General features: G+C 71.8%; 21 protein-coding genes. 13 read left to right on the plus strand and 8 right to left on the minus strand.

All coding sequences use genetic code 11. The features are described 5' to 3' along the window. The first annotated feature begins 164 nt into the window (after window positions 1–164). Genes efeU through efeO (B9O00_RS03685) form a run of 4 tightly spaced genes read left to right on the plus strand, consistent with a single transcriptional unit; the run spans window position 165 to window position 4440 of the window. The gene (efeU, locus tag B9O00_RS03670; RefSeq protein ID WP_085121100.1) at window positions 165–1019 is read left to right on the plus strand and encodes an iron uptake transporter permease EfeU; all 855 of its coding nucleotides are present in this window, start codon (window positions 165–167) and stop codon (window positions 1017–1019) included. Window positions 1020–1035: 16 nt separating this feature from the next. Further along, window positions 1036–2232, plus strand: coding sequence for an iron uptake system protein EfeO (gene efeO, locus B9O00_RS03675; protein WP_085121101.1), 1197 nt, complete (start codon window positions 1036–1038; stop codon window positions 2230–2232). Window positions 2233–2235: 3 nt separating this feature from the next. Next, window positions 2236–3573, plus strand: a complete 1338-nt coding sequence (gene efeB / locus B9O00_RS03680) for an iron uptake transporter deferrochelatase/peroxidase subunit (RefSeq protein WP_085121102.1) — start codon at window positions 2236–2238, stop codon at window positions 3571–3573. Between the two features lie 39 nt (window positions 3574–3612). Next, complete coding sequence (gene efeO, locus B9O00_RS03685) at window positions 3613–4440, plus strand: iron uptake system protein EfeO (RefSeq protein WP_085121103.1); 828 nt, start codon at window positions 3613–3615, stop codon at window positions 4438–4440. On the opposite strand, the gene B9O00_RS32960 is transcribed toward efeO (B9O00_RS03685), so the two are convergent. Beyond that, window positions 4433–4585 (minus strand): hypothetical protein, encoded by a 153-nt coding sequence (locus B9O00_RS32960; RefSeq protein ID WP_159460082.1) that lies wholly within the window; start codon window positions 4583–4585, stop codon window positions 4433–4435. The genes efeO (B9O00_RS03685) and B9O00_RS32960 overlap by 8 nt on opposite strands. Between B9O00_RS32960 and B9O00_RS03690 the strand changes: the two genes are divergently transcribed. Then, complete coding sequence (locus tag B9O00_RS03690) at window positions 4584–5105, plus strand: isoprenylcysteine carboxylmethyltransferase family protein (RefSeq protein ID WP_085121104.1); 522 nt, start codon at window positions 4584–4586, stop codon at window positions 5103–5105. The genes B9O00_RS32960 and B9O00_RS03690 overlap by 2 nt on opposite strands. Before the next feature lie 13 nt (window positions 5106–5118). On the opposite strand, the gene B9O00_RS03695 is transcribed toward B9O00_RS03690, so the two are convergent. From B9O00_RS03695 to B9O00_RS03715, 5 genes are all read right to left on the minus strand, one after another. Continuing rightward, entirely contained in the window at window positions 5119–6228 is a 1110-nt protein-coding gene (locus B9O00_RS03695) for an ABC transporter permease (protein ID WP_085121105.1), read from the minus strand. A gap of 11 nt (window positions 6229–6239) precedes the next feature. After that, complete coding sequence (locus tag B9O00_RS03700) at window positions 6240–7376, minus strand: ABC transporter permease (protein ID WP_089229668.1); 1137 nt, start codon at window positions 7374–7376, stop codon at window positions 6240–6242. Next, the gene (locus tag B9O00_RS03705) at window positions 7373–9196 is read right to left on the minus strand and encodes an ATP-binding cassette domain-containing protein (protein WP_235017037.1); all 1824 of its coding nucleotides are present in this window, start codon (window positions 9194–9196) and stop codon (window positions 7373–7375) included. Before B9O00_RS03705 ends, B9O00_RS03700 begins: the two co-directional genes overlap by 4 nt. Then, on the minus strand, window positions 9193–10230 hold the full coding sequence (locus B9O00_RS03710; RefSeq protein ID WP_085121434.1) for an HlyD family secretion protein: 1038 nt from the start codon (window positions 10228–10230) through the stop codon (window positions 9193–9195). Before B9O00_RS03710 ends, B9O00_RS03705 begins: the two co-directional genes overlap by 4 nt. A gap of 149 nt (window positions 10231–10379) precedes the next feature. Further along, window positions 10380–11018: a class I SAM-dependent methyltransferase gene (locus B9O00_RS03715; RefSeq protein WP_085121106.1), complete on the minus strand. Its 639-nt coding sequence runs from the start codon at window positions 11016–11018 to the stop codon at window positions 10380–10382. 208 nt (window positions 11019–11226) lie between these two features. Between B9O00_RS03715 and B9O00_RS03720 the strand changes: the two genes are divergently transcribed. Further along, window positions 11227–11709, plus strand: a complete 483-nt coding sequence (locus tag B9O00_RS03720) for a PAS domain-containing protein (RefSeq protein ID WP_085121107.1) — start codon at window positions 11227–11229, stop codon at window positions 11707–11709. Between the two features lie 17 nt (window positions 11710–11726). Here B9O00_RS03720 and B9O00_RS03725 read toward each other — a convergent pair whose 3' ends face one another. Together B9O00_RS03725 and B9O00_RS03730 are read right to left on the minus strand one after the other, a co-directional pair. Continuing rightward, complete coding sequence (locus B9O00_RS03725; protein WP_085121108.1) at window positions 11727–12410, minus strand: XRE family transcriptional regulator; 684 nt, start codon at window positions 12408–12410, stop codon at window positions 11727–11729. Between the two features lie 76 nt (window positions 12411–12486). After that, a complete protein-coding gene (locus B9O00_RS03730; RefSeq protein ID WP_143596135.1) occupies window positions 12487–13173 on the minus strand; it encodes a hypothetical protein in 687 nt (228 codons plus the stop codon). A 246-nt stretch (window positions 13174–13419) separates the two neighbouring features. On the opposite strand from B9O00_RS03730, the gene B9O00_RS03735 reads away from it, so the two are divergent. The 7 genes from B9O00_RS03735 to B9O00_RS03760 all read left to right on the plus strand — a co-directional run bounded on the left by B9O00_RS03735 (window position 13420) and on the right by B9O00_RS03760 (window position 19285). Beyond that, complete coding sequence (locus B9O00_RS03735) at window positions 13420–14244, plus strand: flagellin (protein WP_159460083.1); 825 nt, start codon at window positions 13420–13422, stop codon at window positions 14242–14244. Between the two features lie 61 nt (window positions 14245–14305). Beyond that, window positions 14306–15976 (plus strand): flagellar filament capping protein FliD, encoded by a 1671-nt coding sequence (fliD, locus tag B9O00_RS03740; protein WP_085121111.1) that lies wholly within the window; start codon window positions 14306–14308, stop codon window positions 15974–15976. Further along, window positions 15973–16467, plus strand: coding sequence for a hypothetical protein (locus tag B9O00_RS32965; protein WP_159460084.1), 495 nt, complete (start codon window positions 15973–15975; stop codon window positions 16465–16467). The genes fliD and B9O00_RS32965 overlap by 4 nt, the downstream gene beginning before the upstream one ends. 11 nt (window positions 16468–16478) lie before the next feature. Next, window positions 16479–17120 carry a sigma-70 family RNA polymerase sigma factor gene (locus B9O00_RS32970; RefSeq protein WP_159460085.1) on the plus strand — a complete coding sequence of 214 codons (642 nt, stop codon included), beginning with the start codon at window positions 16479–16481 and terminating at the stop codon, window positions 17118–17120. Between the two features lie 195 nt (window positions 17121–17315). Further along, complete coding sequence (locus B9O00_RS03750) at window positions 17316–17810, plus strand: hypothetical protein (protein WP_085121113.1); 495 nt, start codon at window positions 17316–17318, stop codon at window positions 17808–17810. An 81-nt stretch (window positions 17811–17891) separates the two neighbouring features. Beyond that, window positions 17892–18425, plus strand: coding sequence for a periplasmic heavy metal sensor (locus B9O00_RS03755; protein ID WP_085121114.1), 534 nt, complete (start codon window positions 17892–17894; stop codon window positions 18423–18425). Window positions 18426–18571: 146 nt separating this feature from the next. Continuing rightward, window positions 18572–19285: a flagellar hook assembly protein FlgD gene (locus B9O00_RS03760; RefSeq protein WP_085121115.1), complete on the plus strand. Its 714-nt coding sequence runs from the start codon at window positions 18572–18574 to the stop codon at window positions 19283–19285. Window positions 19286–19338 lie beyond the last annotated feature (53 nt).

Genomic DNA, 19338 nt, shown 5'->3' on the forward strand with positions numbered 1-19338 from the left:
CGCCCAGGCCAGCATTCGTGCGGTTTCGGGACGGCCGGGAGGCGTCGGCCGCCGGCCCGGACGTCCCGGTGATCCCCAGCCGGTCGCTGTCGAGCAATTGACAATCATTCGCATTCTCAGCTTGTCTCGGGGCGATTTCGCACTGGGCCATCGGGGACCTACCCATGCTCGCTCCCTTCCTGATCATGCTGCGCGAGGGCATCGAGGCGGCGCTGATCACCGGCATCATCGCCGGCTACCTGCGCCAGACCGGCCGCGGCGCCTGGATGCCGGTCGTCTGGATCGGCATCTTCCTGGCGCTCGCCGCCTCGCTGTTCGTCGGCGCCGGCCTGCAGCTGGCGAGCGGCGAGTTCCCGCAGAAGGCCCAGGAGCTGTTCGAGGCGGCGGTCGGCGCCTTCGCCGCCGTCGTGCTGGTCTCGATGGTCTTCTGGATGCGGCGGGCCGCGCGCTCGATCAAGCGCGAGCTGCACGACTCGATCGACGCGGCGCTGGCGACGTCGACGGGACAGGGCTCGAGAGCCCAGGGCTGGGCGCTGATCGGCATGGTCTTCTTCGCGGTCGCCCGCGAGGGGCTGGAGTCGGTCTTCTTCCTGCTCGCGGTGTTCCAGCAGAGCAGCGGGCCGGCGGCGCCGCTCGGCGCGCTGGCCGGCATCGTCGTCGCGGCCGGCGTCGGCTGGGCGATCTACGCCGGCGGCGTGCGCCTCAACCTGCGCCAGTTCTTCCGCTGGACCGGCGCCTTCATCCTGGTCGTCGCGGCGGGCCTGCTGTCCAGCGCGGTGCGCAGCCTGCACGAGGCGGGCCTGTGGAACGCGCTGCAGGAGCGCGCCTTCGACCTCAGCGGCGTGCTGCCGGTCTCCAGCCCGCTGGGCAGCGTGCTGTCCGGCATCCTCGGCTACGACGACGCGCCCTCGATCGGCGCCGCCGCGGTCTATGCCGCCTTCCTGGCGATCACCCTGGCGCTGTTCCTGCGGCCGCTGTCCGAGCGGCGCGCGACGGCGCCCGCGCCGGCCGGCGAGTAGGGCGGGGAGCGACGAGATGAGCGAGGAAGCAAAGGCTCCCGGCGGCCGGACGCCGCTGCGCCTGGCGGTGCTCGGCTCGGCCCTGCTGGCTGTGGCCGGGGCCGGCGCCTTCTACGACGCGACCCTGCAGCGCGGCACCCGCGCCGGCAGCGGCGCGGACGGTGCCTACCGGGTCGCGATCACGGCCTCGGCCTGCGAGCCGAACGTGCTGAGCGTGCCGGCCGGCCGCCGTGCCTTCGCCATCGACAACCGCTCCGACCGGCCGGTCGAGTGGGAGATCCTGCAGGGCGTCATGGTCGTCGAGGAGCGCGAGAACATCGTGCCCGGCCTCAGCCAGACCGTGACCGCGCGCCTGGCGCCCGGCGACTACGAGATGACCTGCGGCCTGCTGTCGAACCCGCGCGGCCGGCTGCACGTCACCGCGACCGAGGCCTCGGCGGCAGCTGCCGTCGCCCCGACGCTCAAGGCCTTCATCGGCCCGCTGTCCGAGTACAAGGTCTTCCTGGGCCTGCAGGGCGCCGAGCTGCTGCGCCGGGCGCGGCAGCTCGCGGCGGCGATCGAGGCGGGCGACCTGGCCAAGGCCCGGACGCTCTACCAGCCGGCCCGGCTGCCCTACGAGCGGATCGCGGCCTCGGCCGCGCGCTTCGCCGACCTGCAGGACGCGATCGACCCGGCCGCGGCCTACCTGGCCCGGCGCGAACAGGACCCCGCCTTCACCGGTTTCCATCGCCTGGAGTACGGCCTGTTCGGCGACGGCGCGGCGGAGGGCGCCGCGCCGCTGGTGCCGGTCGCCGAGCGCCTGGTCGCCGACCTCTCGACGCTGAACGAGCGGCTGCGCGCGCTGACGCTGACCCCGGCCGACCTCGCCGACGACGCGGCGCGGCTGGCCGGGCAGCTCGCCTCGGCACGCATCCCGGCCGGCGAGGACCGCTATGCCGGCGGCGATCTCGCCGACCTGGAGGCCGGCCTCGCAGGCATCGGCAAGATCGTCGGGCTGCTGGAACCGCTGGTGCGCACCACCGCGCCCGCCGTCGCCGACGAGCTGAAGAGCCGCGAGGCCGTGGCCGAGGCCGCGGTGCGCCGGCTCCACGGCCCGGACGGCTTTCCGTCCTACGACAAGGTCGGAGCCGACGACCGCCGGGCGCTGGCTGCCGCCTTCCAGGCGCTGGCCGAAAGCCTGAAGAAACTCAATCCTGCCATGGGACTCGCCTGACCGATGCCGCGCGACGACAGCTCGACCTCCAAGCCCTTCCTTGCGACCGACCGCCGCCGGCTGCTGCTCGGCCTCGGCGCCGCGGCCGGCGGCACGCTCGCCGGCAGCCTCTGCCCGGCGCAGGCGGCCCGCGCCGGCACGACGAGCGAGGCCGAGCACGTCGCCGACGCGCCGCTCGGCACGGCGAGGCTGCAGCAGCGCCAGCCGTTCCACGGGCCGCACCAGGCCGGCATCGTGACGCCGCGCCCGGCCGCCGGCCTGGTCGCCGCCTTCGACGTCGTGGTGCAGAGCCCGGCCGACCTGGAGCGCCTGTTCCGCGCGCTGACCGTGCGCATCGCCTTCCTGACCCAGGGGGGGCGGACGCCGCAGCTCGATCCCAAGCTGCCGCCGGCCGATTCCGGCATCCTCGGGCCGGAGATCGAGCCCGACAACCTGACCATTACGGTCGGGCTCGGCGCCGCGCTGTTCGAGAACCGGCCCTGGCTCCGGCCGTTCAAGCCGAAGCATCTGCAGCGCATGGCCGGCTTTCCCAACGACGCGCTCGATCCCGAGCTCTGCCACGGCGACCTGTCGATCCAGTTCTGCGCGAACACGCCGGACAGCAACATCCACGCCCTGCGCGACCTGCTGAAGAACCTCTCCGACCAGCTGGTGCTGCGCTGGCTGCAGGACGGCTCGGTGCCGGTCGTCGCGCCGGCCGCAGACGGCGAGAAGCAGAGCGCGCGCAACCTGCTGGGCTTCCGCGACGGCACGGCCAATCCGGACTCCGGGGACCCGGCGACGATGGCGCGGGTCGTCTGGGTCGGCGAGGCGAACGACGAGCCGGCCTGGGCGCGCGGCGGCAGCTATCAGGTCGTGCGCATCATCCGCATGCTGGTCGAGAGCTGGGACCGCACGCCGCTCGGCGAGCAGCAGCGCATCTTCGGCCGCAAGAAGGTGAGCGGCGCGCCGCTCGACGGCAGGACGGAGGCCGACGTGCCGGACTACGCGGCCGATCCCGACGGCAGGGTGACGCCGCTCGACAGCCACATCCGCCGCGCCAACCCGCGCACGCCCGAGGCCCGGGAACACCTGATCCTTCGCCGGCCCTTCAACTATGCCAACGGGGTCACGAAGTCCCGCCAGCTCGAGCAGGGCCTGCTGTTCGTCTGCTACCAGGCCGACCTGGAGAAGGGCTTCCTGACCGTCCAGGGCCGGCTCGACGGCGAGCCGCTGGAGGAGTACGTCAAGCCGATCGGCGGCGGCTACTTCTACGCGCTGCCCGGCGTGCCCCGGCCCGGCGACTACCTCGGGCGGCCGCTGGTCGAGGCGCTGGCCGCCCGTCCATCGACACCTTCCTGAACACCCCCCTCACGCCCACGCTACGAGAGGACTTCATCCATGAAGCTGAACCGCCTGCTTGCCGGCAGCGCGCTGGCGCTCGCCGTCGGCCTGCCCGGCCTCGCCGCCGCCAAGGTCGAGCCGTCGCTGGAGCTCGTCCAGCCGCTCGCCGACTACAAGATCTACATCTCCGAGAAGCTGCAGAAGCTGGTCGACGACACGACCGCCTTCACCGCCGCCATCGAGGCCGGCGAACTCGACAAGGCCAAGGCGCTCTACGCCCCGACCCGCGCCAGCTACGAGGCGGTCGAGCCGGTCGCCGAGCTGTTCGGCGACCTCGACGCCGCGATCGACGCCCGCGCCGACGACTTCGAGAAGCGCGAGAAGGACCCGAACTTCACCGGCTTCCACCGCCTGGAGTACGGCCTGTGGGAGAAGGACAGCACCAAGGGCCTGGCTCCGGTCGCCGACAAGCTGCTGGCCGACGTCACGGAGCTGCAGGGCCGGGTCGTCGACCTGCCGCTGCCGCCGGAGAAGGTCGTCGGCGGCGCCGCGGACCTGATGAACGAGGTCGCGGCCTCCAAGATCTCCGGCGAGGAGGACCGCTACAGCCACAGCGACCTCTGGGACTTCCAGGCCAACGTCGACGGCGCCGAGAAGATCTTCGAGCTGGTCGAGCCGCTGGTCGCCAAGGACGATCCGGCCTTCGTCCAGCGCGTCTCGGCCAACTTCAAGACGGTCGACGACACCCTGGCGAAGTACCGGGCCGGCCAGGGCTTCGAGCTCTACGACAAGCTGAGCGAGAGCGACCGGACGGTCCTGTCGGCCGCCGTCAACACCCTCGCCGAAGACCTCGCGACCCTGCGCGGCAAGCTCGGCCTCAACTGAGCGGGGCGGGCAGGCGCTGCGGGCGGCTGGTCGTGCCGAGCCGGACGCGCATCGAGTAGGCGAGCGCCCGGCCGTGCGCCGTGCTATCCAGCAGCGCACGGCCGAGCGCCGCCGCCCGTCCCGACACCTCGACTGTGCCGCCCATGACCCTCTTCCCGGACCTCTTCATCGCCGCCGCCGTGGCCTTCCGCGTCGCCACCCTGGCGGTCTCGATCCGCCACGAGCGGGCGCTGAAGCGGGCCGGGGCCGAGGAGCACGGGGCCGGGACCTCGGCGCTGCTGGCCGCGGCCCACGTCGCCTTCTATCTGGCGGCGATCGCCGAGGGGCTGTGGCGGGCCGCGCCCTTCGACGCGGTCTCGCTCGCCGGGCTGCTGCTCTACGGCTTCGGCGCCGTCCTGCTGCTGGTCGTGATCCGGCTGCTCGGGCGCTTCTGGACGGTCAAGCTGATCGTCGCGCCCGACCATCGCCTGGTCGAGCATCCGCTGTTCCGCCGGGTGCGGCACCCGAACTACTTCCTCAACATCCTGCCCGAGCTGGCCGGCTTCGCCCTGGCGCTGCACGCCTGGGCGACCCTCGCGGTCGGGCTGCCGCTCTACCTGGTGCCGCTGGTCCTGCGCATCCGCCAGGAGGAGCGGGTCATGCAGGCGCGCTTCGAGGGCTACTGAGCGGCGGCCGGGCCTACTGCAGCCGGTGGCGGAACAGCCAGGCGGCCCCGCTGAGGCTCACCGCCGCGATCACGGCCATCGGCCAGAGGCGCTCGAGCACGAGGCCGGCGGACAGGCCCTCCAGGAAGGTGCCGCGCACGATGATCAGGAAGTAGCGCATGGGATTGACCAGGGTGAGGTCCTGGATGAGCGGCGGCATGTTGGCGATCGGCGTCGCGAAGCCCGAGAGGATGACGGCCGGCACGACGAAGAGGAAGGCGCCGAGGATCGCCTGCTGCTGGGTCCGGCAGACCGACGAGATCATCAGGCCGATGCCGATCACGGCCAGGATGTAGAGGAAGAGCCCGGCATAGAGCAGGGGCAGGTCGCCGCGCAGCGGCACGCCGAACCAGAACACGCCGACGGCGATGATCACCGTGCCTTCGGCCAGGCCGATGACCAGGGCGGGCACGGCCTTTCCGATCAGGATCTCGAAGGGGCGGAAGGGCGTCACCAGAAGCTGCTCGAAGGTGCCGACCTCGCGCTCGCGGGCGACGGTCAGGGCGGTCACCACCATGGTCACCACCAGCGTCAGCAGGGCGACGATGCCGGGCACGATGAACCAGCGGCTCTCGAGGTTCGGGTTGAACCAGGAGCGCACGACCAGATGGGCCGGCGGCGCGATCTCGCCGTGCGCCTTCAGCCAGTCGCTGTTGAAGTCGGCGACGATGCGGCTCGCGTAGCCCAGGATGATCAGGGCGGTGTTTGATTCCCGGCCGTCGACGATCAGCTGGACGCGGGCCGGCCGGCGGGCCAGGAGGTCGCGGCTGAAGGTCTGGCCGACATGGATGACCAGGATGGCCCGCTTCGGGTCGATGACCTGCCGGATCTCGGCCTCCCGGGTCAGGCGGGCGACGATCTCGAAGGAGGGCGAGCCCTCGAAGCGGGCGATCAGGTCGCGCGCGGCAAGGCCGCCGTCCTCGTCGTAGATCGCGGTCGCGACGTGATTGACGTCGAAGGTCGCGGCGTAGCCGAAGATCAGCAGCTGGATCAGCGGCGGGCCGATGATCACGGCGCGGCTCCGCCTGTCCTTCCAGACGGCGAGGAACTCCTTGGCGATCAGCGCGACCAGGCGTGCCCACATGGCGGCCGGCCCTACTCCAGCGACTTGCGCGTCTTGCGCCAGGTGAGGGCCAGGAAGACGGCGGCCATCACGGCGAGCGCGGCGGCGTTGGCGAGGACGATCGGCCAGACGGTCCCCGCGAGGAACAGCGTCTGCAGCGAGGATACGAAGTAGCGGGCCGGGATCAGGTGCGTCAGCAGCTGCACGGCCCTCGGCATGCTGGCGATGTCGAAGATGAAGCCGGACAGGATGAAGGCCGGCAGGAAGGCGACGATGATCGCGACCTGGCCGGCGACGAACTGGCTCCTGGCCAGGGTCGAGATGAACAGGCCGAGGCCCAGGGCGGCCAGCATGAACAGGGCGGAGACCAGGAAGAGGACGGCGGCGGAGCCCCGGAACGGCACGCCGAAGACCCAGATGGCCATGGCGGTCGAGAGCGCCATGCCGCCCATGCCGAGCAGGAAATAGGGGATCAGCTTGCCGAGCAGGATCTCGCCGATCCGCACCGGCGTCACCATGAGCGCCTCCATGGTGCCGCGCTCCCACTCGCGGGCGACGACCAGGGCCGTGAGCAGGGTGCCGATCAGGGTCATGATGATGGCGATCAGGCCGGGCACCAGGAAGTTGCGGCTGCGCACCTCGGCGTTGAACCAGACCCGCTGCTCGATGGTCACCGGCGGCGCCAGCGCCCGGCCCTGGTCCATTGCGTACTGCGCCAGCCACTTCTGCCAGGCGCCCTCCAGGTAGCCGGAGATGATGCGCGCCGTGTTCGCGTCGGTGCCGTTCACGAGCACCTGGATCGGCGCGCCGGCGGGCGACCACAGGCGGCGGGCGAAGTCGCCCTTCAGCACCACGATGGCGTCGACCTCGCCGGCCAGGAGGGCCTGCTCGGCGGCGCGCCGGTCGCGCACCACGGCGGGGGCGAAGTAGCGGGAGCCGACCAGCGAGGCGGCGAAGCTGCCGGTTTCGCTGCCCGGATTCTCGATGACCAGCGCGATCGGCACGTTCCGGGCGTCCAGGGAGACGCCGTAGCCGAACAGCAGCAGCAGGATCGCCGGCAGGACGAAGGCGATCGAGATGCTGCTCGGGTCGCGCAGGATCTGCAGCGACTCCTTGCGGACCAGGCCGCGCAGGCGCATCGCGGGGCCGGCGATCGAAGGCCCGGTCATCGCGGATGCTCCGAGTCGTAGCGGCCGATCAGGTCGACGAAGGCGTCCTCCAGCGTCGGCTCGGGCAGCTGCGGCGTGGCGTGCGCGGCCTTCAGCTCTTCCGGCGTGCCGGCGGCGACGAGCTTGCCCCGGTAGATGATGCCGATGCGGTCGCAGTACTCGGCCTCTTCCATGAAGTGGGTCGTCACCAGCACGCTGACGCCGGCCTCCGCCATGGCGTCGATCCGCGTCCAAAACTCCCGGCGGACCAGGGGGTCGACGCCCGAGGTCGGCTCGTCGAGGAACAGGACGCCGGGGTCGTGCATGATGGCGCAGGCGAGGGCCAGCCGTTGCTTGAAGCCGAGCGGCAGCGTCTCGCTGACCGCGTCCCGGTAGGCGAAGAGGCCGAACTCCTCGAGCGCGGCTTCGATCCTCTCCTGCCGCGCCTTGCCGGTCAGGCCGTAGGCGCTGGCGAAGAAGCGCAGGTTCTGCAGCACGCTCATGTTGCCGTAGAGCGAGAACTTCTGCGCCATGTAGCCGATGTGGCCGCGCGCGACGGCGGCCGCCCGCCGGAGGTCGATGCCCAGCACCAGGGCGCGGCCGTCGCTCGGCGGCAGCAGGCCGCAGAGCATCTTGAAGGTCGTGGACTTGCCGGCGCCGTTCGGCCCCAGCAGGCCGAAGATCTCGCCCCGCGCGACCTGGAAGTCGATGCCGTCGACGGCGGTGAAGGATCCGAAGCGGCGGATCAGGCCTTCGACGCGGATGACCGCCTCGGGGCGACCCGCCGCCGTCTTGGTGCGGGCCGGGGCCGCGCCGCGTGACGACGGCCCGCCGCGGGCGGGGCGCCCGGCCGAGGTCGCCGGCTGCTCCTTCATGAGGGCGACGAAGGCGTCCTCGAACAGGGGATCGACGCCCGTCACCCTGGCGCGGCCCGCCTGCAGCGTCCGGCAGTGGCTCTCCAGGTAGCCGGGCTCCGCCTGCTTCGACAGCAGCACCCGCAGGTCGCGGCCCTTGACCACGGCGTCGACCACCTGCGGCAGGGCGCGGACCTCGTCGAGCAGGGTGCGCCGCTCCGCTTCCTCCCCGCGCACGGCGAAGGTCCGTCCCTCGAGGCGCGCGCTGAAGCGGCTCGGCGGGCCCGCGGCCAGCAGCCGCCCCTCGTTCAGCAGCAGCACCTCGTGGCAGCGCTCGGCCTCGTCCAGGTAGGCGGTCGCCCAGAGCACGCTGATGCCCTCGCCGACCAGCCTGCGCACGATCTCCCAGAGCTCGCGCCGCGATACCGGGTCGACGCCGACGCTGGGCTCGTCGAGCAGCAGCAGCCGGGGCGGCCGGACCAGGGTGCAGGCCAGGCCGAGCTTCTGCTTCATGCCGCCCGACAGGCGCCCGGCCAGCCGCGTCCGGAAGGGCCCGAGGCCGGTGAAGGCCATCAGGCGCTCGAAGCGCTCCCGACGCTCGGCGCCGGCCAGGCCCTGCAGGTCGGCGTAGAGCTCCAGGTTCTCGGCGACGCTGAGGTCCTCGTAGAGGCCGAAGCGCTGGGGCATGTAGCCGACGCTCGCCTGGACCGCCCGGGTCTCGGCGGCGGCATCCAGGCCGAGCACGCGGATCGAGCCGGAATCGGGCGCGAGCAGCCCGGTGACGAGCCGCATCAGCGTCGTCTTGCCGGCGCCGTCGGGGCCGACCAGGCCGGTGATGCGGGCGGCGCCGATCTCCGCGGACAGCCCGTCCAGGGCCTCGACCGTCCGCGATCCCGCGGCGAAGCGCTTGTGGACGTCCCGCAGCGCGACGACCGGCGCGGCCGCGGCCGGGGCTTCCAGGGCGGCGGCCTCCGGACGCCCGGTCACTGCGCGGCCGAAGGGTCCGTCGGGCCGGCGCCCGGTCCGGTCGCCAGCCGAACGGTGACGGGCATGCCCTGGCGCAGGCCCTCGTCCGGGTTCTCGACGTAGACCCGCAGCCGATAGACCAGGCTGGTGCGGACCTCGGGGGTCTCGACGGTCTTGGGGGTGAACTCGGCCACCGGCGAGATGAAGCCGACCCAGCCCTGGTAGGGCTTGCCCGGCGCCGTGTCGCTGGTGACCAGCGCCTTCGTGCCGGGGTGGATCCGGCCGAGGTCGGGCTCGGAGACGTAGGTGCGGACCCAGACCGGGTCGGCGAGCGCGATCGTGTAGACCGGCGCCTGGGCCAGCACGACGGCGCCGGGCTCGACCGCCCGGGTCGTGACCACGCCGGCTTCCTTGGCGAAGAGGTTGGTGTGGTCGAGTCGCCGCCGGGCGAGGGTCAGCTCGGCCTCGGTCGCCTGGACCTGCGCCCGGGCCTCGGTGATGTATTCCTCGCGGGGGCCCTGGATCGCCAGCGACAGCCGCTGATTGGCGGCGTTCAGCTGGGCCTCCAGGCTGGTGACCCGGGTCCGGTCCTCGTCGAGCTTCTGCTGGGTGGCGAAGCTGCTCGTCGCCAGCTTCTCGGTCCGCTGGAGGTTCGCGCGGGCATCCTGCAGCTCGGCCTCGATGGCCTGGACGTTCGCCCGGGCCTCCTTGATGTCCTCGGGGCGGCTGCCGGCCAGGAGCCGGTCCAGGACGGCCCGTTCCGCGCTGAGCCGGGCCTTCGCGGCCTCGAATTCGGCGTCGTAGATGTCGGTCTCGAGCGTCGCCAGCAGCTGCCCGCGCTGGACCCGGTCGCCCTCCTCGACGAGCATCCTGTCGACCCGCCCGGCGACGTTGAAGGCCAGGTCGGCCTCGCGGATGTCGATGTTGCCGTAGAGCACGAGGGCGCCGTTCGCGGCTTCCTCGTCCAGCCATCTCGGATAGGACAGGATGCCGGCGCCCGCCAGGGCCGCGATCACCGCCGCCAGAACGATCAGCCGCTTGCGCCGTCCGGCCATCGCGTTCGCCTTCCGCTCCCCGGATCCCGCCACCCCGAGCGGCAGGCCGCGGCCCACCGGTCCGGACCCTCAGCTCGGGACCCCGGATCCTGCCAGCCTTTCGCTCCCCCGGAATTGATCGAGCGCAGGGGCGTCTGTGCGCGCCCGCCTCACTTGCGCGCGGTCAGGCCGATCACGGCGGACTTGCCGCTGTGGGCGTCGCCCTCGTGGAGCTCGCGCTCCTCCTCGACGATGGCCACGTCCTTCATGTCGCCGAAGGCCGCCTCGAGCAGCGCGCGGGTGTAGAGGTTCTCCAGGGTCTTCGGGCCGCCGGTGCCGTACTCCAGCTGCTTCGGCGTGTAGCCCTGCAGGATCAGCAGGCCGCCGGGCTTGAGCGTCCGCCTGATGCCGGCCCACTTGGCGGCGCGCTGCTCCGGGCCGCTGAACTGGGTGAAGATGTCGGCGACCAGATCGAAGGCCTCCGGCGGATAGTCCCAGGCGTGGACGTCGGCCTCGACGATCTCGAGCGCGACCCCCGCCTCGCGGGCCAGGGCGGCCGCCTTCTTCTGGGCTGTCGGGGCGAAGTCGAGCGAGACGACCTCGAGGCCCTGCCTGGCCAGCCAGACGCCGTTGCGCGCCTCGCCGTCGGCGACCGCCAGGGCGCGGCCGCGCTTCGGCAGCAGGTCGCGGCAGGAGGCGAGGAAGGCGTTCGGCTCGCGGCCGAACAGGTAGTCGGGACTGCCGTAGCGCTCTTCCCAGCGTGCCTTCTCCGCTCCGCCGCCGCCCCTCCCGTCGCCGCCGTCCGTCATGCCCTGTCTCCTGCGCTGTCGAGCTGCCGGTCGCACTATGGCCCGGGGCCCGGCCGAAGGAGAAGACCCGTCGGCCGGGCTGCGGCATCGGCGCGCCGCCGGAAGGGGGAATCGGTTCGCATGCCGGAGGTTGTATCGGGACGGTGCATTTGATCCACTGCCGGGCGTGGCGCTAGACTTGCCGCCCTTGCTGCAACCACGATGATCGATGACCGAGTTCGAGCTGCCGCCCGAGGCTATCGACGACATGCGTTGGGCGCTGGCCTACTGGCGTGCCCAGAAGGACGGGCATGCGCTGCCCGAGAAGCGCCTGTTCGACGTCACCGACTTTCCGCCGCGCCTGCTGCCGATGCTGTTCCTGCTGGAGCGCATCGAGGCGGACGAGGACTACGTCGTGCGCCTGGCCGGCACCGCCTACCGGGAGATCTACGGCCGCGAGATCACCGGCCTGCCGGTCAACAACCTGCTGCCGCACTCCGACGCCGGCGGCAACCTCAGGGTCGACCTCGACCGCGCGCTGACCACCGGCAAGCCGATCTTCGTCGACAGCCTGCTGACCTGGCCGCCGACCGGCACCCGCGTGCCCTATCAGCGCCTGCTGCTGCCGTACAGCGGCGAGCCGGACGGCCCGGTGCGCTTCTTCCTGGGCGTCGCCCGCATCACCGATCCCAAGGTCGCGCTGAGGACCTAGGGACCGGCCCTCCCGCCCTAGCCGCCGTAGTAGACGCCGACGACCAGGTGCAGGCCGACGACCAGGCCGCGCTCCAGCTCGAACTCGCCGGGCGGGTTGAGCTGGCGCAGGCGCACCCGGGCCTCGTCGAGCGCGACCAGCTCCTTGACGTAGGCGGCATGCTGGCTTTCGTCGGAGGCGCGGATCACCAGCACGTCCTGGCCGCGCTTGACCGGGCGCTGCGGATGGACCAGCAGCAGGTCGCCCTGGCGGTAGCGCGGCTCCATCGAGTCGTTGACCACGTACATGGCGAAGGCGCTCGGCACGCCGGCCAGCGGCGCCGGCCGCTCGATCCACTCGATCGGCTCGTAGCTGACCATCATGCCCTCGGGGCCGCCCTGGGCGCTGGCGTAGACCGGCAGGTCGCGCGCGCCGAAGCTGGCCGCCGCGGCCGCCGTCGCGTTTGGCAGCGGCGGCGCCGCTGCGGCGAGCGCCGCGGCCGCCGCGCGGGCGCCGGCCGCCGGCTCCAGCCGGCCGTCGAGCAGGGCCTCCGGGTCGGCGCCCATCTCGCGCGCCAGGCGGACAAGATATCTAGGCGTCCTGGTCTCGCCCGATTCGAGCTGCTGGATCGCCTGCTGCGACACGCCGACCAGCTTCGCCAGCTGCGGCTGAGACAGGCGGCGCTCCTGGCGCCAGAGGCGGACGATCGCGGCGAGGGACATGTCCGGACACTAACAAGAACGCATTAACAAGAAAATACTATCAAGCGGCAACAAGTCTAGTTGTTCGTGCCGCTGCTCAGTTCGAGCTGGAATCGCTGCTGCCGAACAGCACGGTGTTGAAGCGCGAGACGACCAGCACGACGCCGACGATGCCGGCGACGTAGATGCCGTAGCGCTGGACGAAGTTCTCGCCGGGCTCGGCGCGGTTCGCGGCCTCGACGTTGGCGAGGTCGGCGGCGTCGAGGAAGTCGACGATGCGCGCCGCCTGCTCGCGGTAGGCCGGGGTGGCGACGTCCTGGTCGGTGGTCTTGCCCTCGCTGAGGTTGCGGAAGGCGGAGGCGGCGGCCAGCGGGTGGACCTGGTCGATCCAGCCGATGCGCGCCAGGAAGAAGCGGGCGCGGTCGGCGGTATCCTGGTCGCCCTGGCGCTCGGCGGTCTCGGCCAGCCCCTGCCAGGCCGACTTGAGCACCGGCCATTCCCGGATCGCGAACTCGAAGCGGCCGCGCGCCTCGGTCAGGTCGCCGCGCTGCAGGGCCTCGCCGCCGACCCGTACCTGCGCCTCCGCGTCCGGGTAGTCGTAGCCCTGGGCGAGCTGCTCGGCCGGCGTTTCCTTGCCGTCGGCCTTGGCCGCGGCCGGCTGGGCCGCCTGCGGGGCAGGGGCCGTCGAGCTCGCCTGGGGACCGCCCGCGCTGGTGCAGGCCGTCAGCGGCATCAGCACGGACAGGGCCAGGGCCAGGGCTCTGGATGGCGCGGAGAGGGCCAAGCAACTGCTCCCAAGGATATGTCTACCGCTTATCCCGTGGGGCGGGCGGCAGGGTCAAGTCGGCGAAGCCCTCGTTCGGCGGGCCGCGGCCTGCGCCGCCCGAAAAAAAATGCCGCCGGCCGCGCCAGGTTTCGCCGGGCCGCCCGTGAGGACCAGGGAGCGCCTTTCGGGACGGCGCTCGCAAGCAGGGGCCGGCAGGTAGGCCGCCCCTCCGTCGACCCGACGATCCATGAAGGAGCGCACGCCATGACTTCGATCCTGACCAACATGGCCGCCACCCTGGCGGTCAACAACCTGAACAGCGCCTCGAGCCAGGCTTCCTCGGTGCTCGAGGCGATGTCGAGCGGCAAGAAGATCAACAGCGCGTCGGACGACGCCTCGGGTCTGGCCGTCTATACCACGATGAGCACCGACGAGGCGGCCTGGAACCAGGCCGCGGACAACGCCGACGTCGCCCAGGCGATCCTGGAGACCGCCGACGGCGGCCTGTCCGAGACGACCGACGTGCTGAACCGCATGTACGAGATCGCCTCCCAGGCCTCCTCGGGCTCGGTCACCGACACCCAGAGGGCCTATCTCGACGACGAGTTCTCGCAGCTGGTGACCCAGCTCGATTCCATCGTCGGCTCGACCAGCTACTCCGGGCAGTCGCTGCTCGACGGGTCCTACAACTCGAGCTTCCTGGTCTCGGCCAACGCGTCCGACGCCAACTCGACGATCGACGTGACGATCGGCCAGGCCTACGACTCGACGGGTCTCGCCCTCGGCTCCTCGACCGTCGCGACCTCGACCGACGCCTCGACCGCCCTGACCGCGATCTCGGCGGCCATCGACACGGTCTCGGCGGGGCGCGCCAACGTCGGCGCGATGATGTCGCGCTTCGACTACGCCAGCGGCGTCATCTCGACCTCGACCGAGAACCTGCAGTCGGCGATGAGCGTCTACATGGACGCCGACGTGGCCGACCTGAGCGCCCAGCAGACCCAGCTCGGCGTCAAGATGGACTCGGCGATCCAGGCCCTCTCGGTGGCCAACACCAACATCGAGAAGATCAGCCGCCTGCTGCGCTAGGCGATCCGGGCGCCGGCCGGCGTCTCGGCGCCGGCCGGCGGTTCGCGGGGAACGAGCGGCCATGACCAGCGTCAACACGAGCGCCACCTACAGCTGGCTCAACTCGACCGGCATCACCGGCCTGACAGACATCGACACGGCTCAGCTGGTCGAGGCGGCCTACGAGGCCAAGCTGGCGCCCGCCGACCAGCTGCAGGTCAAGGCCGACGCCAACGACGTGAAGAGCACCGCCTACGGCGACCTGTCGGACGTCGTCGAGACGCTGGCCGATACCGTCGAGGCGCTGACCTCGAGCTCGGCACTCGCCTCGCTGCGCGACGACGTCTGGGCCCAGAGCAGCGCCTACCTGAGCACCAGCGACAGCAGCGTGACCGCCAGCTCCGTGCTCTCCGCCACGGCCGAGAACGGCACCGCGAGCGGCAGCTGGACCCTGCAGGTCGAGCAGCTGGCGACCGCCCAGAAGATCGCCAGCGACAGCGTCGCCGACAGTACGGCCGCGCTCGGCCTGGACGGCAGCTTCAGCCTGGCGCTCGGCGACGGCACGGCGGCCACGGTCACGGTGACCAGCGACATGTCGCTGGACGACCTGGTCGACGCGGTCAACGCGGCCGGCGCCGGCGTCACCGCCTCGGTGCTCCAGGTCTCCTCGGACAGCGCCATGCTGGTGCTGACCGCCGACGACACCGGCCAGGAGATCAGTCTGGCCGACGTCAGCGGCGACGCGCTGAGCCAGCTCGGCGTGCTCGACGACAGCGGCGCCGTCGCCAACGAGCTGCGCGCCGCCCAGCAGGCGGTCTTCACGGTCGACGGCGTCGAGATCACGCGCAGCAGCAACACCGTCGACGACGTGCTCGACGGCATCACGCTCTATCTCACGGCCGCCGAGCCCGACGTCGACGTCGAGCTCAAGGTCGCGCCCGACTACAGCGGCATCGAGCAGGCGATCGAGGATTTCGTCGACGCCTACAACAGCTATCGCGATTTCTACGACACCCAGCAGGCCTACACCGCCGGCGTCGGCGCGGACGACGACGCGGTGCTGTTCGGCGATTCGCTGCTGAACCGCCTGAACAGCACGATCGCCGGGACCTTGACCGGCAGCTTCGGCGACGAGACGCTCGACAGCCTGGCCGACATCGGCATCACGCTCGACGAGAACAACCAGCTGACCATCGACAGCGACACGCTGGAATCGGCGATCTACGACGATCTCGACTCCGTCGAGGCGATCTTCTCCGAGCGCAGCACCACCGGCTCCGACGACCTGCTGGTCTCCGACGGCGGCGGCTTCTCCGGCAGCTTCACGCTGGACGTCACGGTCGGCGCCGACGGCACCATCACGGGCGCCTCGGTCGACGGCGACAGCTCGCTGTTCGAGATCGACGGCAAGAAGCTGGTCGGCGCCGCAGGCACCGCCTACGAGGGCGTGACCCTGATCTACGGCGGCAGCGCCAGCGACAGCATCGCGGTCGAGATCAGCCAGGGGCTGGCCTCGGTCCTGAACGACCAGCTTGACGGCTACACCGGATCGAGCGGCTCGATCCAGAAGGCCATCCAGTCGCTGGACAGCCAGACCGCGGACTACAACGACAAGATCGACGACCTCACCGCGTCGGCACAGGACTACGCCCAGAAGCTCTATGATCGCTATGCCAAGCTGGAAGCGCAGCTCGAGCTGCTGCAGCAGACCCGCGACCAGCTTGCCGCGCTGTGGGGGACCAACGACTCATGACCGTTCCTGGAACCTCGATCCGATCGGGCAAGGCCGGCCGCCGCGTGCGGCGGCCCGGCACGGAGGCGCCTGCGCCGCTGCCGGCCGGTCCGGAGCGCAGGGCGGCGGCCCTGGCCTGCTATCGCCGGGCGTCGCGCCCGGCGTCGCCGATCGCCCTCATGGCCGCCGCGGTCGAGCAGGCCGGCTTCCACCTGCGTGCCGCCGGACGGGCGCGCCGCGAGGGCCTCTACCTGCGGGAGCAGGACGAGCGCACGGCCGCCAAGTGGGCGCTGCTGACCCTGCGCAGCGCGGTCAGCCCGCAGGGCGCGCCCGGCCTGTCGCGCGAGCTCTTCGGCTTCTACACGGCGCTGCTCGAGGGCCTGCAGGGGACGCCGCGGCAGGAGCGCGCGCGCTACTACGAGGCCGCGACCGAGCGCCTGGCCACGCTGGCCGCCCAGTGGCGGCAGGTCGCGCCGGCTGGCGGCCCCGGCCCCGCGACGGGCAGGACCTGACCGGGACGCGGATGAGCACAGTTGCCACCCTCGCCATGCAGGAAGCCGCCCGGTTCGAGCCTCGGGACCGCGGGGCGCGCGCCGTCGCCGCGGGCCCGCCCGTGACCGACGACGCCGGACTGATGGCCCGGGTCGTCGAGGGCGACCGCGAGGCCTACCGCCTGCTGGTCGAGCGCCACTACCGCGGCATCTTCGGCCTTGCCCGGCGCATGGGCCTGCAGGCCGCCGAGGCCGAGGACACGGCGCAGGACGTCTTCGTGCGGCTCTGGGACAAGCGCGAGAGCTGGCAGCCGGACGGCGCCGCCGGCATCAAGACCTGGCTCTACCGGGTCGCGGTCAACCGCGTCATCGACCTCAAGCGCAAGCCGCAGGCACTCGACCTGGAGCAGGCGCCGGAGCCCGTCGACGAGCGCCAGGGCGCCTTCGACGGCATCAGCCAGGCCCAGGAGCTGAGCCAGCTGCGCGAGGCGATCGCCCGGCTGACCGAGCAGCAGCAGCTGGCGATCTCGCTGTTCTATCACCAGGAGCTCAGCAACGCCGAGGCGGCCAGCATCATGGGGGTCAGCGTCGCCTCGGTCGAATCGCTGCTGAAGCGGGCGCGCCGCTGCCTGCGGGAGATCATGGCCGAGCAGCGCGCCGGCGAGCGCTGTTGACCCCGGACCGCGGCATTTGAGCCAAAGACCCGAAATTGTCCGGCATTGCACGCCGACCTATGATGAGAGCTTATCGGAATGGTAAACAGTGATGGTAAAGAGTGGCGGAAGACCAGCCTGGGCGGAGACTGCCGGCGACCTGCAGCCTCTGATCCGCTCCGGTGACCGACCCGTCCCGTCCCGTGAGAGCGTTCCGTGACCCGCGAAGAGTTCGAAGACTGCCTGGACAGCTACGGCGCCGACTTGGCGAGCTGGCCGGTCGACGCCCGGAGGGCGGGACTGCGGCTCGTCGAGGAGGATCCGGCGGCGGCCCGTTCGCTGGCCGATGCCAGGCGTCTCGAGGCCCTGCTCTGCGAGACGCCGGAGCCCCTGGACGAAGCCGGGGCGATCGCGGCGATCCTGGCGGCCGGGCCCGGGCGCACGGCGCCGAGCCCGGTGCCGAGCCCGGTGCCGAGCCCGGCGCCGTCGGGCGTCGGCTGGCGCGCGCTGGCCGGCACGGTGCGCTCGACGCTGCAGCGCGCCCTGCTGGTGCGGCCGATGGGTCTGGCCGCCGTCTGCCTGGCGCTCGGCATCATCGTCACGCTGTCGCTGCCCGACGCGCTGCCGCCGCTGCTCGGCCGGGACCGCGCCGTCGAGCAGCCCGGCCTGGCGCCGGCCGTGGAGTTCTCCGCCTACGTCCTGCTGCACTGACGCAGGGTCGGCGCCGCGACCGGCCGAGGGGCGGCGCGACCGTTCCGAGACCCCACCGCCTCTCCCGAGTGAGCTAGCCGGATGATCTCAGACCGAGCCGTCGCCTCCTGGACGATCCGCATCGCCCTCACCCTGTCCCTGGCGCTGAACCTGTTCATCGCCGGCTGGCTGATGGGCGACTGGTTGCGTCCGGGGCCGCCGATGCCGCTGCCGCCGGAGGCCGGCGGGCCGCGCCCGGACATGGAAAGCGCGCTGATCCACTGGATCGCGCCGAAGCTGTCGAGCGAGGGGCGCGACCGCCTGCTGGCGAACTGGCAGAAGGTCGAGGAGAGCTCCACGATCAGCAACGAGGCGGAGATCGACAGCCGGCGACGGGCGTTGCGCGACATGCTGCGCCAGGAGGCTTTCGACGCCGGGGCCTTCGACAGGCAGATGGAGGCGCTGCACAAGGCGATGTCGAGCCGGATCGAGCGGCTGGTCTCGGCGATCACCATGACGGTGCCCGAGCTGTCCGCCGCGGATCGCAAGGTGCTCGCCGACCTGCCGCCGCTCAGCCGGATCCCGCCGCCCGGTCCCTGGCGCGACCGCCCCGACGAGCGCTTCCCGCCCCGCTGACCGCCCGCCGGCCCGCCCGCCGGCACCTCGGCGACGTCGGAAAAAAAATCGTCCGGTCCCGCGCCAGGTTTCGTCGTCCCGCCCGTGATTGTTGATAGCAGCCGGTCCTTCGGCCCGCTGCAGACCGACAGTGAGCGGAGACGGCCATGTCCTCTTTCCTCAGCGCGCTGACCGCCGGCTCGACGGCGGCGACGAGCTCGACGAGCAGCAGCTCGAGCACGAGCAGCAGCAGCGACGACACGACCAGCACGAGCGACGCCTTCGACAACTACATCAGCGTCCTGCTCGCCCAGCTGCAGTCGCAGGATCCGACCGACCCGACCGACACCGGCGAGCTGACCCAGGCGGTCGCCGCCGCCGAGCAGGTCCAGCTGCAGTCGGAGGCCAACAGCCTGCTGACCTCGCTGGTCGACGGCGTGACCTCGCTGCAGGACTCGCTGACGGCCTCGGCGGACAAGAGCTCCTATCTGGGCAGCGAGGTCGTCGCGGAGGGCTCGACGGCGCCTCTCCAGGACGGCCAGGCCGAGTGGTACTACACGCTCGGCGACGACGCCTCTTCGGTCGCGCTGACGGTCACCGACTCCGACGGCAACGTCGTCTACGAGACCACCGGCGACACCGCGGCCGGCAGCCACTCCTTCGTCTGGAACGGCTCCGGCAGCGACGGCGAGAGCTACGACAACGGCGAGTACGACCTGACCGTCACGGCGCTCGACGCCAGCGGCTCGGCGGTCGACAGCAACGTGCTGATGACCGGCCGGGTCAACGCCATCGACTACTCCGGCGACGGCGCGACGCTCTACGCCGGCAACGTCGCCATCGACCCCGACAGCGTCCAGGGCCTGCTCGAAGCGGCCTGACCGACTGCCAGACCGGCGGCGCTGCCGCCGGCAATCCAGGAAGGATTGGAACC

It is taken from the genome of Tistlia consotensis USBA 355, from assembly GCF_900177295.1.
Taxonomy (GTDB): domain Bacteria; phylum Pseudomonadota; class Alphaproteobacteria; order Kiloniellales; family DSM-21159; genus Tistlia; species Tistlia consotensis.

Bases quoted from the DNA above. Each gene is read 5' to 3' on its own strand.
- efeU (WP_085121100.1), top strand. From the start codon at position 165: ATGCTCGCTCCCTTCCTGATCATGCTGCGCGAGGGCATCGAGGCGGCG.
- efeO (WP_085121101.1), top strand. From the start codon at position 1,036: ATGAGCGAGGAAGCAAAGGCTCCCGGCGGCCGGACGCCGCTGCGCCTG.
- efeB (WP_085121102.1), top strand. From the start codon at position 2,236: ATGCCGCGCGACGACAGCTCGACCTCCAAGCCCTTCCTTGCGACCGAC.
- efeO (WP_085121103.1), top strand. From the start codon at position 3,613: ATGAAGCTGAACCGCCTGCTTGCCGGCAGCGCGCTGGCGCTCGCCGTC.
- B9O00_RS03690 (WP_085121104.1), top strand. From the start codon at position 4,584: ATGACCCTCTTCCCGGACCTCTTCATCGCCGCCGCCGTGGCCTTCCGC.
- B9O00_RS32960 (WP_159460082.1), bottom strand. From the start codon at position 4,585: ATGGGCGGCACAGTCGAGGTGTCGGGACGGGCGGCGGCGCTCGGCCGT.
- B9O00_RS03695 (WP_085121105.1), bottom strand. From the start codon at position 6,228: ATGTGGGCACGCCTGGTCGCGCTGATCGCCAAGGAGTTCCTCGCCGTC.
- B9O00_RS03700 (WP_089229668.1), bottom strand. From the start codon at position 7,376: ATGACCGGGCCTTCGATCGCCGGCCCCGCGATGCGCCTGCGCGGCCTG.
- B9O00_RS03710 (WP_085121434.1), bottom strand. From the start codon at position 10,230: ATGGCCGGACGGCGCAAGCGGCTGATCGTTCTGGCGGCGGTGATCGCG.
- B9O00_RS03715 (WP_085121106.1), bottom strand. From the start codon at position 11,018: ATGACGGACGGCGGCGACGGGAGGGGCGGCGGCGGAGCGGAGAAGGCA.
- B9O00_RS03720 (WP_085121107.1), top strand. From the start codon at position 11,227: ATGACCGAGTTCGAGCTGCCGCCCGAGGCTATCGACGACATGCGTTGG.
- B9O00_RS03725 (WP_085121108.1), bottom strand. From the start codon at position 12,410: ATGTCCCTCGCCGCGATCGTCCGCCTCTGGCGCCAGGAGCGCCGCCTG.
- B9O00_RS03735 (WP_159460083.1), top strand. From the start codon at position 13,420: ATGACTTCGATCCTGACCAACATGGCCGCCACCCTGGCGGTCAACAAC.
- fliD (WP_085121111.1), top strand. From the start codon at position 14,306: ATGACCAGCGTCAACACGAGCGCCACCTACAGCTGGCTCAACTCGACC.
- B9O00_RS32965 (WP_159460084.1), top strand. From the start codon at position 15,973: ATGACCGTTCCTGGAACCTCGATCCGATCGGGCAAGGCCGGCCGCCGC.
- B9O00_RS32970 (WP_159460085.1), top strand. From the start codon at position 16,479: ATGAGCACAGTTGCCACCCTCGCCATGCAGGAAGCCGCCCGGTTCGAG.
- B9O00_RS03755 (WP_085121114.1), top strand. From the start codon at position 17,892: ATGATCTCAGACCGAGCCGTCGCCTCCTGGACGATCCGCATCGCCCTC.
- B9O00_RS03760 (WP_085121115.1), top strand. From the start codon at position 18,572: ATGTCCTCTTTCCTCAGCGCGCTGACCGCCGGCTCGACGGCGGCGACG.